Genomic DNA, 15,152 nt, shown 5'->3' with positions numbered 1-15,152 from the left:
GGTGCTACGTCACGACAATGGCGTCTACCGGGCAGAGCTGTCGGCAGGTGTCGCAGCGGATGCACTTCTCCACGTCGATTTCGTGGCGCTGGTATGGCGCGATCTTGATGGCGTTCGCCGGGCATTCCTGCGCACACCGCGTGCAACCGATGCACCTGTCATTCACGCTGTAGGTGATGAGCGCCGCACACTTGCCGGCCGGACAGCGACCCTCGATGTGGGCCTCATACTCATCTCGGAAATACCGGATCGTGGTGAGCACTGGATTGGGCGCGGTCTGCCCCAGGCCGCAGAGACTGGCACGCTTCACGCTCTCGGCGAGTTCGGACAGGCGCTCTATATCGCCGGCCTTGCCCTTGCCCGTGCACAGGCGGTCGAGTATATCCAGCATCCGGCGGGTTCCGATGCGACAGAAGGTACATTTGCCACAGGATTCACGCTGGGTGAACTCCAGGAAGTATCGGGCCACATCCACCATGCAGTCACGGTCGTCCATGACCACCAGGCCGCCCGAACCCATGATGGCCCCGGCCTTGTGCAGGGCTTCGTAGTCCACGGTGATGTCGGCCAGCGCCTCGGGGATACAGCCCCCGGATGGCCCGCCGATTTGCACCGCCTTGAACTTCCGGCCCTCGGCCACCCCGCCGCCAATCTCCTCCACGATCTGACGGATCGTGATGCCCATCGGCACCTCAATAAGCCCGCCCCGGTTGGTTTTCCCGGTGAGCGAGAAGACCTTGGTGCCCTTGCTCTGATCGGTTCCCAGGGCCGCGAACGCTTCGGCGCCATTGCGGATGATCCACGGCGCGAGGGCGAGGGTCTCCACATTGTTCACGAGGGTTGGCTGGCCCCAGAGGCCTTTGTCGGCGGGGAAAGGCGGCCGCAGACGGGGCGATCCGCGACGTCCCTCGAGGGACGCGATCAGCCCGGTCTCTTCGCCGCAGACGAAGGCCCCTGCGCCTTCCATGATGGCGAGGCGCAAGCTGAAGTCTGTGCCGAGGACATTGTCGCCAAGTAAGCCGCGTTCCTCGCACTTCTGAATGGCCTGCCAGATTCGCCGCACCGCGAGGGGGTACTCGGCGCGGATGTATAGGACGCCTTCGCGCGCTCCCACCGCGTAGGCTGCAATGGCAAGCCCCTCGAGAACCCGGTATGGGTACGATTCAAGGAGCATGCGGTCCATGAACGCGCCCGGGTCGCCCTCGTCGCCGTTGCAGATGACATACTTCGGTTCGCGTTCGAAACTGTGCACCAGCGACCACTTGCGCCCGGTGGGGAACCCTGCCCCGCCGCGCCCACGCAGTCCGGAGCGGCTGATCTCGTGGATCACGTCCTCCTGCGTCATCCCGGTAACACACCGACGCAGGGCCTCGAATCCGTCGTGCGCCAGGTAGTCATCGAGATCCAGCGGGTCGGCGACGCCGTACAGCTCAGTGGCGATGTGCTTCTGCGGGCCCAGAAATGCACAGACCGGACCGTCACGGGTGTCGATTGAATAGCGGGTCACCGGCTCCCAGGCCTCGTCGGTCAGTATCTGGTCCAGCGTCTCGGTCACCAGTGACCGGATTTTCGGCACCAGCCCTTTGGGCTGGAAATGCCGCCGGACCACAGCCCGTGCGTCCGCCGCGCGCATCTTCGCGTAAATTGCCGGTGGCTGACCCGGGACATGCACTTCAACCAGCGGAGTCTGGTGGCACATGCCCACGCATCCAACGGGTTTCACTACAACGGGAGCCCGGAGTTCGCGGACAGCTTCCTCCAGCGCTGTGCGTACATCCATGCTCCCACCGGCGATGCAACACGAGCCCACCCCGATGCGTATCTCCGCCATGCCTTCGGTAGGAGAGTGACCGGGCAGCAGAGCAAGGCGCTTCTCGGCGCGATCCACGTCACGCAGGAAGTCGCCGAGCATGTCCGGCACGCTATCCGGCGTTACATGCCCGTAAGTGATACCGTCGATCTGGACCACCGGCGCAAGCGTACAGCAGCCCAGACAGTCCACGCGGCTGAGGGTGAACAGTCTGTCCTGGGTGGTGTCTGTTGCGCCTTCAAGCTTCAGATGCCGGCGCAGCGCCTCCGTCACCAACCCCGCGCCTTTCACGTGACAAGCGGTTCCGTGGCAGACGCTGATCACGTGCTTACCCACGGGCTGGTGACGGAACTTGGAGTAGAAGGTGGACACGCCCTCGATGGTCGCGGGGGAGATGTCCGTGATCTCACTGACGCGGCGCAGGGCCTCGCGGGGAAGGTATCGGTAGCGTTTCTGGATGGCCTGCAGAATCGGAATCAGGGCGTCAGCCTGCCGGCCAAGACGCTCTACGATTGCGTCCACATCAGCCAGATCAATGCCGGCGGCCGGGCACGATTCGCAGGCGCAGACGGCCTCAGTCCCCGACGCTTCATTTTGCGCGTTGTCTTCAATTGTGGGTGGGGCCTGTGTTTCGGGTGTCATTGCTTCTGGGACTTGCCAATGCAGAAGAGTCGCTTCTCTGTGCGCATGAATATGCGGCCGTCAACCAGCGCCGGGGTGGCCACAGTCTTTTCGCCCAATTTGCTGCGCACGATGAACTTGTACTTGGTGGCAGCCTCGATGACGTGAGTGGTGCCGTCGGTGTCTGTCAGGTATACCTTGTTCCCAGCGATAATCGGTGACGCGGTGAAAGAGACCTTCAGGTCCTCTTCCCACAGCAGCTTGCCGTTTTTCGCATCGAGGCAGGTGACAGTGCCATAGCTCGCCGCGAGGATCACGATCTCCCCGTTGCAGGCCGGGCTGGTGGTGTCTGTCGCGCCCACGTCGGACTTCCAGACCTTTGTGGGTTTGTCGTTCGTGCCGGGTGCCGGGGGCTTGATGGCGAACACGCCCGCGCCGTCCTGGCAGACGTACACCATCCCGCCGGCGTAGGCCGGGCTCGGAGCTACGTCGCCACTCAGGCACTCCACGCGCCAGAGCTCCTTTCCGGTTGCAGGGTCGTAGCTGATGACGAATGGGTTCGCACAAGTGATGACTTCCACGCGACCCGCGTTGATGATCAGTGCCGGGCTGGCCCAGGAGTTGGGGACGGGTCGCGGAGTGCTCCAGGCCTCTTTACCGGTCTCGGCATCGAGAGCGATCAGCTCCGACATCCCGTCTTCCTCGGATGAGCCTTGGTCAAACTGGATGATGACCTTCCCGCCGTAACAGACAAGCGACGAGGCATGCCCGTAAATGTTTTCGGGCCGCCCGAGGGCCTTGGACCACTCAAGCACGCCGTCAAAGTTGAACGCGGCGACATCCCCGTTCGCGAAGATCGCGTAAGCGCGCTCACCGTCGGTGGTCATGGTCGGCGCGGAGTAGCCGGTGTCCTCCATGACCTCGGGCGGGGCTTCGTTCTTGCTCATCTCGATGACAACCGGCTGCTTCCACAGGAGCTTGCCGTCTGTGGCACTGAAGCAGTAGACCTCGCGGGCCTTCTCTGTGGCGCCGGCCAGGAACACCCTGTCTCCCCAGACAACCGGGGAGTTCTTCCCGGGTAACGGCACCGGCGTCTTCCATAGGATACCTTTGCCTGAAGAGGCGTCCCACTCGGTGATGAACTCGCCGGAAGCGCGGCGCCCAGTGCCCGGCCCACGGAAAAGGGGCCAGTTGCGCTGGAAGTCTGCGGTGAAAGCCGCCTGTGCGGGCTGACTGCCGCTTGCGCCTCCGGGCAATCCGGGCGTGAGTCCAGCTCCACCGTTGGTCGATGGGCCATTCTCCCCGGACGCGGCGGGAACGTCAGGACTGGGCTTGCCGGGCGGTCCCGGCGGTCCGGGGGGACCGGGGGGACCGGCTGGTCCCGGTGGCCCGGCCGGGCCCGGGGGTCCGGGGGGCCCTGCAGCACCGGGAGCGCCTGGCGGACCGGGGTAGCCCGCGGCTCCGGGCGGTCCGGGTGTTCCGGGCGGCCCTGCCGGTCCGGGAGGACCGGGAACGCCCGTGGGAGCTGATGCACCAGTCTGCGGAACGGCTGGATTCCCCGCTCCCGCGATGAGTGTGGGGTTGGTCTCCGGGTTTCCGCGAAGGGCCGCCTCCTGTTCGTTCGCTTTCGCCTTCTCGGCGGCGCGCACGTACTCCGATACCGGGTCATGCCGGCCCAGTGTGGCCAGAACAATGAACGCGCAGGCCAGCACGATCCCCAACACGACCACCGATCGCCGCCCCATCGCCGCTTCAGTCCAGGCTTTGGCAGGCCCGGCGGCGTCAGGCTGCGGCAGCCTTTCGGTGAATCGGGTGGCTGCATGGAGGGAACCCAGCAGAACCACAACGCCCGCCAACAGCAGGTACATGCCCAGAAATGCCCGAGCACGAGTGCGAAGATATGTGACCCGCACCTGCCGGTCGAGCTCCCGGATCTCGTTGCGAATCTTCATGTTCTCCGGCTCTCGAGCGAGCTGGCTCTTGAGACTGTGGATCTTCGCGGGCTCCCGCGGATCGCTGCCCCGCGCCTGAATCATGTTCGCCGCGAGCAGGCCGAGAACCACCAGACAGAAGACGAAGGCCACGGCCGCCGTGGCCAGCGCTGCCTGGCGATACATATGCATGCGCGCGTCCTGCGGGGACGGGGTCTGCACCTCGTCCGTCATGACTGGTCCTCCTGTGGTGCGTCCGTCAGAGAAAGGCCTCGCTGACGATCCAGCGGACAGTAGTGGTAACACCGCCCGCAGACGACGCAGGCGGACTGGTTGATCTGATAGATGCTCCGGTGGCGGCGCACCGAACCCGACACCAGCCGAAGTCCCAGCACAAGCCCCAGCCATCCGCCAAGAAACCAGCTTCCTGTGGCGTATCGGCGATGGACTTGGAGCGCCGCGACGTAAGCGTCGCTGGTGGGCACGCCTCGCTTTGCGAAGGCCTCCGTCTCATCGGTGGGATCGGTGAGCTTGCCCTGTTCCTCCTGCCAGACCTGGGCCGCGAGCCTGACCCGGTAGTCTGCCCTGGCAAGTAGAGGGCTTGCCAGTCGAACCAGCCCGCCACCTACAATTACCAGCACCGGGAGGAGTGCGATCAGCAGGCCCAATCGCTTGCGTTCCGCAGCCCGCGGGAGGTATTGCGGCGCCGGAGTGGGCGGCTGAATTGCCCCGTAAGGACAGGCATCGGCGCACAGGTGACAGTTGATGCAGTCGCCTGTGGTGATGCGCACTTTCTCTCGCGAGAACGGCGAAAGTAAGCCCAGCAGAAACCCGTAGGGGCAAGCATACCTGCAATACGGTCGGCCGACAACCACTGACAACAGGATCACAGCGATACCAATGAACACCATGAGCGTGCCGCCGCCGAACCGGAAAACCTGCACAAACGGGTCGTAGCGGCAGATGATGAAAGTGCTGCCTGCAGCAGCGAAAAGCACGCCGAGGCCCAGATAGAGCGCTGGAAGAAGCGCCAAAGCGCTGTTCAGCCACACGGGGACCTTCAGCGGCCGTAGCAGCACCAGTTCCTGCACTGCACCCAGGGGGCATACTGACGAGCAGAAGGCTCGGCCCCAGAAGAGTGCGAAGACAAGGGGCAGGATGAAGAACAGGCCCACTACCAGGGGCAGGGCGTACTGCTCGGGGCCCAGCGCCATTGCCACATTCTGCACGGCCCCCACTGCACATACGCAGCCCTTCTTGTAAAAACCGAAGTAGAGCAAAGAGAAACCGGTGAGCACGACCAGGTGCCGTCGCGACCGAGTCCGTAACCCGAAATACGCGGCCAAGGCAAGTGCCACGGCAAGCACGACCACATCCGCAACCCCCAGCCACTCGGGCCTTGGCGCGGGGGTAGGAGTGTCTGGAAACACGTACGGTCGCGAGAACTCGGGTGGTGGAAAGTTGAACTGCTCCTCGGCCAGGAGATGCCGGGGAGCGGCTAACAGGGCGGTAACGAGCAGGGGCAAACTGTTCATGCGTTCCCTTGCTTCTTGAGCCTCAGCAGGTACGGATCAGAGGCAGGAACTCGACGGAACGCGTCGGCAGGGCAGGCACTGGCAATGGCGCACTGGTTGCAGTTGAGGCACCGGTCGTGGCGCACTTGCATGATCAGCGAGCCATTCCCGAACTGCTGGCAGCCCTCGACACATAGCGCGCATCCGATGCACTTGTCTTCCTCGATGATGTACTGGTAATACGGGTCCTCCACCGGCGCGCGGCGTATTGCGTCGGTGGGGCAGCGCCGGTTCTCGGCGGTCTCCTGGTCATCCAGGCGCTGATCCACGTAATACCCGAAACACAGTTCACAGTATCCGCAGATCTCGTGCTCGTGGACGCATTTCACTGCCGACGGGTTGAGCACACATTCGGTGGCGCATTTTCCGCAGGCGATGCACTTCTTTGGGTCGATCTGCCAGACCAGATTCTCCGCCTGGCCACGGGTGACCAAGGCGCCCAGTCCACCGGCCGCGCAGAGCAATCCCGCGCCCCTTACGCCGCGGGCGATGAGTTCGCGTCGAGTGAGCTTACCGGGTTCGTCAGCCAAGACTGTTCACCTTCTCCCTGCGTGCCTCTGCGGCCCGTGGCAAGTCGCACTGCGCAAAGGACGAGCAGCCCTGGCAGGCACCTGGCAGGTCACACTCTCTGCCGCGAGATGCGAGATACACAGCGCCCGCTCCCAGCCCGCCGGCGAGGAGCAGTCGGCCCAGATCGCCCAGGAACCCGCGCCTGTCGGTGCGTTCCGGCCTATTCATCCGACACTCTCCAGTCGGGACCCTTATTCCGGCCCATTTATCTCGTCGAACACGCGAACGACCCGCGCCGGCGGGTCGAGAACGTACACGCGCCCCTGCCCGTCCGCAGCCAAATCGAGGCCTTCCGCATACCGCGAGAGCGCCTCCGGTGGCGCGACAACAGACTCGAGCGTTCCGTCCGGCCTGTACGCCTTCACCCGCGGAATGCCTTTTTCCGCCGTTACGATGCGCCCGTCGGGCAGAAGACAGATGTGAACCGGGTTGCAGCAGCCGCAGAACCCCTCTGTCTCCGACGACCCTCTGCCCCAGGAGTTCACGCGCTTGCCCCGTGTGTCATACGTCACAATTCTGTGGCGTCCGGGATTGTTGATGACCACGCCGCCATCCGGCGTCTGAGCCACATCCAGGAAGGGACTGGGAACGATCAAGCCGGTATCACCGCTGTCCGGGTCGGGCTGCCCCAGGCGCGCCTTCTCGTGACCATCCCAGTCGAAGGCCACCACGATCCGGTTTGCCGCATCCGCCGCCCAAACGGTGTCTTTGCCCGTCGAGATGCTGGTGACCAGCCCTGTCCCATTGGAAGCGGCCCAGGACTGCAGGGGCTTGCCGGACCCGATCACCACCACGCGTCCGCCGATGCCTACCAGCACCTTGCGGCCGCCGGCATCCTCATACACCGCTACGCATCGCGCGGGCCCGCCGGGAGTGGCCAGGACAGACGGTGCCTTGCCCGGCTCGATGACGAGAATGCCGGTATTCGCGGCGACATAGAGCGAACCATCAGAGCCCAGCGCGATCCCACGCAGGCCCTCAGCATCGCAGGGGATTTCCTCCACCTGGCGCCAGCGTACCAGTTGGTCGTCCACAGTGCGCCGGCGATCGAAATGCTCGCGGGTAGCACTCGCCCTGCCTTCCCCCTGGGCCGAGAGCTTCCGGCCAGTCTGCAGTTGCTGGTGCAGCAGCAATCCGCCTGCTGCGAGGCAGGCGATAAAAAGCCCCGTCACAACCCAGGATGATCGCTGTCCCGGTGGATGTCTCATGTCAGCGGGCACCCACGTCGAGACAGACCATGGTGGTCACGTCCCGCGCCAGCAAGCGGGTCCCGGCGAGAGCCAGCGGCGCCCAGGCCTCCCCGTGGGTCAGGATCTTTGCTTTCGCCAGTTCCTTGTAACCCGACGGATTGGGCTGAACCAGGGACAGGTCGCCTTTGTCGCTTAGAAGATACATGAGGTCCCCGGCCATCATGTACGGCCCGAGGCCGAAGCGGTGGGTGCTGCCGCTCCTCCAAAGCTGCTTGCCCTCCAGCGACAGGCAGGCGAGTTCGCCACCGGGAATGACCCCGTAGATGTATCCATTGTACAGGATCGGGCTCTGTTGGTCCGAGCCGAAGGTTCTGGCGTTCACCTGCCACAGTTTCTCCACGGTGAATGGCCCCGAGCCCTTGAGGCGGATCATCATCGCCCCTGCGTTGTACCCGCCGCACAAGAATATGCGGCCATCGCCGATAGGCAATGGCACCGGGATGTTCGCAGTACTCACGGTCCAGTCGCTGCTCTCAAACAGGACAGAACCGTCGGACGCGGATACACCCACGACCCCGCCGCTGGCGCAGTACAGGTACATCTTCTTGCCTGCATAAGTCATAGGTATAATAGACGAATGGGTCATGTCCCAGCCCTTCGGGTTGGGCGTGGACCACAGCACCTTGCCGGAGCCGATATCGGCCGCAATCATGAGCGCTTTGCCACCCGGCGCGATGATTGCCTTATTGCCGTCGATCAGGGGGCATTGTCCTGCATACCATTGGGGCACTTTCGTCCCATACTTCGCCACCAGATCCATCTTCCAGTAGGGCTTGCCGGTGTCCGCGTCGGTGCACATCACGTGACACTTGGGGCCCAGTGTGAGCACATACTTCCCGCTCACGGCCGGAACTGTACGGGACATCCCGTGATTGCGCTTCACTTCCACAGGATAGGACTGGGTCCACAGCAGCTTCCCGTCGGCCAGCGAAAAGCATCGAAGTGCATCGGCCCTGGCCCGGGTGTCGTAGTCCAGCACATACACTTTCCCGTTCGCTACCGCGGGGCCTGCATGGCCCTCGCCGAGTTCCACACTCCAGAGCTTTTGCGGCCCCCCGGGGCCCCATGAGCGAGCAAGGCCGGAGACGTTCCGGGCAATGTTACTGAAGTCCGCGCCTCGGTACCGTGCCCACGAGCCGGGAAGCGAGGGCACGGAGACCGGGGTCACAGGCGATGTTCTGCCCGGCGCAGGTGCCGATGGTTGCGCAGGGAAAGACGGTGCGGCACCCGACGCCCCGCCCCCGAAGACGGGTGGCGACATGGGTGCGCCCGGGACAGCAGGGGTACTGGAGGCAGGAGCGCTCGCATCTTGATCATCCTGAGCCTGTTCGACCGCCTTCTCTGCGCCGACCCCGCAGCCGGGTGGGTTGAGCCCGTCGGACACAGTGCTGCTGCCCGTGCCGTTCGCCTCGGAACTGCTCCGCTCAGTCTGCGTGGGGTCGGTCTCCTCCAGCGGCGGGTTCACTCGGAACCACAGCACCACGCAAAGGATCCCGGCCAGTGCGAAGAGGAAGGGGGTAGAGCGGACGGCCAGCACTTTCCAGCGGGGCAGTGGGCGCTCTGTTGGAGGCTGTACGACCAGAGGCTCGGTGGAAGGGGGCTGGAGGGCCTCGTCTTCCACAGAGCTTGGGGGTCTTCGCACAATCTGTTCAGGCGGCTGGGTCATTCAGTCAACTCATGCGCCATGCCATCGTGCGGCATGGTCTGCGCAAAGTGTGGTATACTGTCGCCTTACTATACCCTAAACGCCGGAGCGTTGGGGGAAGTTGCTCTGGGGTGGCATTGACGTTCAATATTCACAAGTTATATAATGTTCACCAGTAAGTCAAGCTCACCCGAAGTCGGTAACGATGGACAGCCAATGGCCGAAGCGTCGAACGTGACAACGATCATCGCCATCTCACCTGCCGATGTCGAGACCCAGCAGACTCTCGACAAGCTGGCAGCGGGGTTTGCAGCCCGCTCGGGCACGATTCTGATGCTGCCGGACCTGTACCACATCGCCCACGGCTCGCCGATTTGGGAAGACTTGCGTACCGTAGCCGGCCCCATCAACCTCATCACGCGCCTACATCGCCGGGCCGCGGAGTGGGTTCTGCGGGCGCACTTGCCGGACGTCGCGGAAGTAAGCGCGTACCGGCTGGATGATTTTGGGTCAGCGGAGGATCTGCTCGCAGCGGCGGGCATCACAGGTGATCAGGCCCCGGAGACCCCGCCAGTAGTTGTAACGCGCTGGCATGACCCGCCGTCACGCTGGTATCCGGTGAAGGATGCTTCACGCTGCACTCACTGTGGCCACTGCGTCCAGTTCTGTCTTTTCGGTGTCTGGAGCAGAAAAGAGACGGGGGAGGTCGCCGTGGCAAATCCCGACGCCTGCAAGGACGGGTGTCCGGCGTGCGCAAGGATCTGTCCACAGGGGGCCATTATCTTCCCGGAGTACTTGGATGATCCGGCAATCTGCGGCGCACCCGGCCAGTTTGTGGAACTCGACGCATCCGCCCGGAGAATGTACTACCTGCGCACCGGGATCGCCTGCCCGGTCTGCGGCCAGTCGGGCAGGCCGAGAGCGGGCAACCGCGGCGAGCCATGTTCCGAGTGTGGGCGCAGAGCAGCCATTCCGCTGTCGCCGATTCTCGAGGCCGGCCCTGTGATGTCTGAGATCGATTCGCTGATAGATGATCTGGAGAAACTCCAGGACGGGAGCGTCTGAGTGGCCTGGCACCGGGGAGCCCTCATCGTCCTGACCGCCGACCGCACCCTCATGGCCGACTACGGGGTTCTCCTGGACGGCATGATGGCCAGCAGTCAGACCACCACCACTCCCTGGCCGGTGGTCAGCCACCTGCTTGCACCGCGTTGCCCACATCCCGGCGGCTCTGCGAAGGTTGCCCCTCTCGGACTGCGCAGGATTCAGGCGGCTCTGGTCGCGGACGGCTTTCACCCTGAGGACATCGCGGTCGTGGATGATGCCCACATCGGCACCGCGATTGGCCCCGACACCCGGGTCGTGGGGATTGCGTCCGGCGAACCCACCGGTATCGGCATGAGCAGCACCACCATGGCCGGTATCGCCGGTGGCTGCATCTACCCGCAGATTCTGTTCCAAAACCTCCTGCACAAGATTCGATATCTTGTTGCGAGCCGTTGCCCGACTGCCAGAATCGTGATGGGTGGCCCGGGTGCCTGGCAATATGTGTCCAGCCCGGACACTGCGGCGCAACACGGCGTGGATCATGTGGTCGTCGGATATGCCGAGACTGCCACGCCGTCCCTGTTCAGGGCACTGGTTTCGGGGCAGGATGTACCGCGCTTGATAAGCGCCGAGGGCCCTGCCGCCCAGGACATTCCCCGGATTGCCGCCCCGTCAACCATGGGCGTCATCGAGATTAGCCGCGGCTGCGGCCTTGGCTGCGGATTCTGTACCATCGGCCGCATCCCCATGCAACACCTGCCCCCAGAGACGATTCTTGCCGACGCCCGAACCAATGTGGAGGGCGGGGTCACCAGCATTGGGGTGCTGAGCGAGGATATCTTCCGCTACGGAGGCACCGGGGTCCACCCAGAGCCGGACGCGCTCCTGCGTTTGCTGTCTGACCTGCGTGCAATCCCGGGTATGCGGCTCATCCAGGCTGACCACGCCAACATTGCGAGCATCCGGCATTTCAGCGATGATCAGCTTCGCGCGGTCCATGGACTCATGTGCGGAGATACCGGCGCCCGACATCCGTGGGTGAATGTGGGGGTGGAGAGTGCCAGCGGAGCGCTGCTGCGAAAGGCCGGCGGGGGCGGCAAAATGGTGGACATTTCCGACGAGGACTGGCCGATGCAGTGCGCCGAACAACTCGCACGACTGTGCAGCGCAGGGTTCTCGCCCATGGTGAGCCTCCTGTTGGGTATTCCCGGCGAGACACAGGAGGATATCGCGGCCACTCGCGAGTGGGTGAAGTCCATATCAGCGCTCGATGTCACCGTTTTTCCGGTGCTCTACGCTCCGGTGGACGGCGCTGATCCCATCACCAGGGATGACCTGACTCCACTTCACTGGCGGCTGGTGCGAGAATCATACGAGCTCAACTTCAGGCGGGTACCGGTCTTGTATGCGGATAACCAGTTGGGTGCAGGTGTCACGTGGTGGCGCCGTGCGGCACTTCAGCTGATGGGGCGTGGACAGGTCGCGCTCTGGCGCCACCTGTTGACGCGGCTGGAGCGGAGGTCGGCCCGTGGTTGATCGGGGAAGGCTGGAACGAGGGCTGCGCATTGCCTGCGACCGCTTGCTCGCTGAGCGGGTCGCGGGTGGCTGGTGGGAAGGCCGCTTGTCGTCGTCGGCGTTGGCAACCGCAACCGCTGTCAGTGCACTCGCTGTGGCCGGAGAGTCCGAGGATGCGGCCCTGATCCGCCGCGGAGTCGACTGGCTTGACATCCAGCAACTACCTGACGGGAGTTGGGGCGACACCCCCGACAGCCCGGGGAACCTCTCGACTACGCTGCTGGTGCTATCCGCGTTGCGCCTTGCCAGAGATCAGGCTGTCCCACCCTCAGTGCCCGCTCGCGCCATGCAGTTTGTCGAGCGCTGCGCGCCTGGGAAGACCATCGCCCAGGCAGTGAGGGATATCTACGGCGCGGACAGGACCTTTGCAGTGCCGATCCTCATGAACTGCGCGCTGGCGGGTCTTGTGGCGTGGGAGGATGTTCCGGGCTTGCCCTTCGAACTCGCGGCTTTGCCAAGAGCTTTCTACAAGGGCGTCAGACTACAAGTCGTAAGCTACGCCCTGCCGGCTCTGATTGCGGTGGGACTTGTCATCAGTCGGCACCACCAGGCCGGGGCAGCGTGGTCATCATTGCGACGGGCGCTGACCCCCGCTCTGCGGAGCAAGCTTGCGACACTGCAGCCCCAGAGCGGTGGGTTCCTGGAGGCTACACCGCTGACAGCGTTTGTCGCGATGAGCCTCGCGGATGCTTTCGGCGCGGGAGACCCCGTCCTTCAGCGTTGCCTTTGGTTCCTGCGCGCCTCGGCCAGAGTCGATGGAAGCTGGCCGATTGACACCAACCTGAGCACGTGGGTCACGACACTCGCGCTCAATGCCCTTGAAGTTGCGGCGCCGGAAGCCGACGTGTCCAGTGCACGCGACTGGGTGGCCGGGCAGCAATGGCGTGCTGTGCATCCGTATACCGGGGCGGCACCCGGCGGTTGGGCCTGGACCGATCTGTCCGGAGGAGTGCCGGACGCCGACGATACCTCGGGCGCACTGCTGGCGCTGGCGGACCGTCTGGAACCGGATGCGCGAGAGAGTGCGGTCCGCTGGCTCCTTGAGCTTCAGAATGCTGACGGCGGCTGGCCCACTTTCTGTCGCGGGTGGGGCAGGCTTCCCTTCGACCAGAGCTGCCCGGACATCACTGCGCACACCATGAGAGCGCTGAAATCCCGGGGAATTCCGAGGAGTGGTCGAGCCGAGCGGGCAATGGAGCGCGGACTGGCCTATCTCGCTGCGTCGCGCAATTCGGACGGCTCCTGGGACCCACTATGGTTCGGCAACCAGGCCGCACCCGGCATGCGCAACCCGGTGGTGGGAACGGCGCGGGTCCTCCCGGCCTTGCCCGAAGGCCCGCTTGCAGCGGAAGCCAGGACATTCCTGCGCAACTCGCAGAATCCCGACGGGGGATGGGGAGGGGCGCCGGGAGTGGCATCTTCGATCGAGGAGACCGCGCTCGCCGTCAACGCCCTTGCCCTCCAGCCCGAAGAATCAGAACTTGCACTGGCCGCGGGCGTCTCTTACCTGTTGAGCCGCATCGAAGACGATTCATGGACGCGGCCTTCGCCAGTGGGTCTCTACTTTTCACGTCTATGGTACTCCGAGAAGCTCTACCCTGTCGTCTGGACAGTTGAAGCTCTGGGGCGGATCCGGTCAAAACTGGACATTGCTCGAGAGCAACAGGGTTAACTAAGAAGGAAGAAAGGACACGGAACATGTTCCGATGGATCCCGACCGCGCTGATGCTCGCCGTTTGTGTACTTGTTTCAGGGACCGCAACAGCCCAGTTTGTCGGGTGGCGCACCGATGGTACCGGGAAGTACCCGTCCGCTGCGCCGCTGACAGTCTGGGGCCCGACGACCAACGTCCTGTGGAAGACCCCGATGCCCTCAGCCTCCAACGCTACGCCCGTTCTGGTAGGTGACAAGCTGTTCGTCACCGCCGAGCCGATGAAGCTGATCTGCGTCGATGCCAACAACGGCGAGGTGATCTGGGAGGCCGACACCAGATTCGAGGACATGGCCACACCTGAAGAAGCTGCCCAGATGGCTGCGAAGAACCAGGAAGCCCGTGATCTGCGCCGAGAGCGCGGTGGCCTGTGGGGCAAGGTCCGCAAGCTCAAGACCGCGGTGCAGGACGACCCCGACAACGCTGACCTGAAGAAACAGCTTGAGGAGGCCCAGGCCCGGCAGAAGGAGATTGACGGCCTTCTGGCGGAATATGACAAGCTTTGGTACAGCATGCCCGATGTCCACCCTGTAAACGGATATTCAAGTGCAACCCCCGCCACTGACGGGGAGCATGTCTGGGTGTCTTTCGCCACCGGTATTGTGGCCTGCTATGACCTGGACGGTAACCTGATCTGGCGGCGCATGGTGGAAAAGCCGAACATCACGTGGGGGTCGTGCTCATCACCCGTTGTGGTGGACGACATTGTGCTGATCCACATCCACCACCTCTTCGGGCTGGACAAACTTACGGGTGAGACACGCTACAGCCCGGCAAGTGAGTGGAACTGGGGCACGCCGGCTCTTATGCCGCTGGGTGACACGATCGTAGCCATCGACGGTTCCGGCACGGTGATCCGCGTCAGCGATGGCAAGGTGATGGCCCAGAAGCTGTTCCGGCTGGAGTACAACAGCCCGGTGGTCGAGGGCGACGTGGTCTACTTCATCCAAAACGGTGGAAAGGCGTTCCGCCTGTCGCTCACTGAAGACGGCGAGGCTCTGACTGCCGAGCAGCTCTGGCAGACACAGCCGAAGAAGGAGCGCTACTACGCGTCGCCCGTGATCCATGACGGACTGGTCTATGCGATCAACCAGGTCAGCGTCTTCAGCGCCATCGATGCCGCGACGGGGGAGGTCGTCTATGAGCGAAATCTGGAGTTCGGTAAGGGGACGATCTACCCCAGTGTGACCATGGCCGGCGACTATCTGTACGTGAGTTCCGATAATGGGAAGACCGCGGTCATCAAGCCAGGACGGACTTTCGAACAAGTCGCCATGAACGAGCTTGAGCCATTCCGCTGTTGCCCGGTGTTCATCGGCGACAAGTGTTATATCCGCGGGCTGAACAACCTGTATTGCCTTGCCCCGGTTGGCGAGGGGTAGCCGTCGGACAAGGCCCACTTGAGAGCGCACTACTCG

11 protein-coding genes are annotated in these 15,152 nt (G+C 63.8%); 4 read left to right on the top strand and 7 right to left on the bottom strand.

All coding sequences use genetic code 11. From position 1 onward, the window contains the following. Positions 1-4: 4 nt before the first annotated feature. Genes HPY44_08970 through HPY44_08940 form a run of 7 tightly spaced genes read right to left on the bottom strand, consistent with a single transcriptional unit; the run spans position 5 to position 9,422 of the window. Complete coding sequence (locus HPY44_08970; GenBank protein NSW56133.1) at positions 5-2,452, bottom strand: NAD(P)H-dependent oxidoreductase subunit E; 2,448 nt, start codon at positions 2,450-2,452, stop codon at positions 5-7. Then, positions 2,449-4,596, bottom strand: a complete 2,148-nt coding sequence (locus HPY44_08965) for a PQQ-like beta-propeller repeat protein (GenBank protein ID NSW56132.1) — start codon at positions 4,594-4,596, stop codon at positions 2,449-2,451. The genes HPY44_08970 and HPY44_08965 overlap by 4 nt, the downstream gene beginning before the upstream one ends. Beyond that, the gene (locus HPY44_08960; protein NSW56131.1) at positions 4,593-5,897 is read right to left on the bottom strand and encodes a 4Fe-4S binding protein; all 1,305 of its coding nucleotides are present in this window, start codon (positions 5,895-5,897) and stop codon (positions 4,593-4,595) included. The genes HPY44_08965 and HPY44_08960 overlap by 4 nt, the downstream gene beginning before the upstream one ends. Beyond that, positions 5,894-6,466: a ferredoxin gene (locus HPY44_08955; protein ID NSW56130.1), complete on the bottom strand. Its 573-nt coding sequence runs from the start codon at positions 6,464-6,466 to the stop codon at positions 5,894-5,896. The genes HPY44_08960 and HPY44_08955 overlap by 4 nt, the downstream gene beginning before the upstream one ends. Further along, complete coding sequence (locus tag HPY44_08950) at positions 6,459-6,674, bottom strand: hypothetical protein (GenBank protein NSW56129.1); 216 nt, start codon at positions 6,672-6,674, stop codon at positions 6,459-6,461. Before HPY44_08950 ends, HPY44_08955 begins: the two co-directional genes overlap by 8 nt. A 23-nt stretch (positions 6,675-6,697) precedes the next feature. Then, on the bottom strand, positions 6,698-7,714 hold the full coding sequence (locus tag HPY44_08945; GenBank protein NSW56128.1) for a hypothetical protein: 1,017 nt from the start codon (positions 7,712-7,714) through the stop codon (positions 6,698-6,700). 1 nt (position 7,715) lies between these two features. Then, the gene (locus HPY44_08940; GenBank protein ID NSW56127.1) at positions 7,716-9,422 is read right to left on the bottom strand and encodes a PQQ-binding-like beta-propeller repeat protein; all 1,707 of its coding nucleotides are present in this window, start codon (positions 9,420-9,422) and stop codon (positions 7,716-7,718) included. Between the two features lie 144 nt (positions 9,423-9,566). Between HPY44_08940 and HPY44_08935 the strand changes: the two genes are divergently transcribed. The 4 genes from HPY44_08935 to HPY44_08920 are packed head-to-tail and all read left to right on the top strand — an operon-like array spanning position 9,567 to position 15,116. Continuing rightward, positions 9,567-10,466 carry a ferredoxin family protein gene (locus HPY44_08935; GenBank protein NSW56126.1) on the top strand — a complete coding sequence of 300 codons (900 nt, stop codon included), beginning with the start codon at positions 9,567-9,569 and terminating at the stop codon, positions 10,464-10,466. After that, positions 10,467-11,984: a B12-binding domain-containing radical SAM protein gene (locus HPY44_08930; GenBank protein NSW56125.1), complete on the top strand. Its 1,518-nt coding sequence runs from the start codon at positions 10,467-10,469 to the stop codon at positions 11,982-11,984. It abuts the gene before it with no gap. Beyond that, a complete protein-coding gene (locus HPY44_08925; protein NSW56124.1) occupies positions 11,977-13,695 on the top strand; it encodes a squalene--hopene cyclase in 1,719 nt (572 codons plus the stop codon). The genes HPY44_08930 and HPY44_08925 overlap by 8 nt, the downstream gene beginning before the upstream one ends. A 26-nt stretch (positions 13,696-13,721) precedes the next feature. Beyond that, positions 13,722-15,116 carry a PQQ-binding-like beta-propeller repeat protein gene (locus HPY44_08920; GenBank protein ID NSW56123.1) on the top strand — a complete coding sequence of 465 codons (1,395 nt, stop codon included), beginning with the start codon at positions 13,722-13,724 and terminating at the stop codon, positions 15,114-15,116. The last annotated feature ends 36 nt before the right edge of the window (positions 15,117-15,152 follow it).

The organism is Armatimonadota bacterium (assembly GCA_013314775.1).
Taxonomy (GTDB): Bacteria; Armatimonadota; Zipacnadia; order Zipacnadales; family JABUFB01; genus JABUFB01.
This window is presented reverse-complemented; position numbering and strand designations above follow the sequence as displayed.

Coding starts and splice junctions, on each gene's coding strand:
- HPY44_08950 (NSW56129.1), bottom strand. CDS start 6,674: ATGAATAGGCCGGAACGCACCGACAGGCGCGGGTTCCTGGGCGATCTG.
- HPY44_08935 (NSW56126.1), top strand. CDS start 9,567: ATGTTCACCAGTAAGTCAAGCTCACCCGAAGTCGGTAACGATGGACAG.
- HPY44_08970 (NSW56133.1), bottom strand. CDS start 2,452: ATGACACCCGAAACACAGGCCCCACCCACAATTGAAGACAACGCGCAA.
- HPY44_08945 (NSW56128.1), bottom strand. CDS start 7,714: ATGAGACATCCACCGGGACAGCGATCATCCTGGGTTGTGACGGGGCTT.
- HPY44_08920 (NSW56123.1), top strand. CDS start 13,722: ATGTTCCGATGGATCCCGACCGCGCTGATGCTCGCCGTTTGTGTACTT.
- HPY44_08965 (NSW56132.1), bottom strand. CDS start 4,596: ATGACGGACGAGGTGCAGACCCCGTCCCCGCAGGACGCGCGCATGCAT.
- HPY44_08940 (NSW56127.1), bottom strand. CDS start 9,422: ATGACCCAGCCGCCTGAACAGATTGTGCGAAGACCCCCAAGCTCTGTG.
- HPY44_08960 (NSW56131.1), bottom strand. CDS start 5,897: ATGAACAGTTTGCCCCTGCTCGTTACCGCCCTGTTAGCCGCTCCCCGG.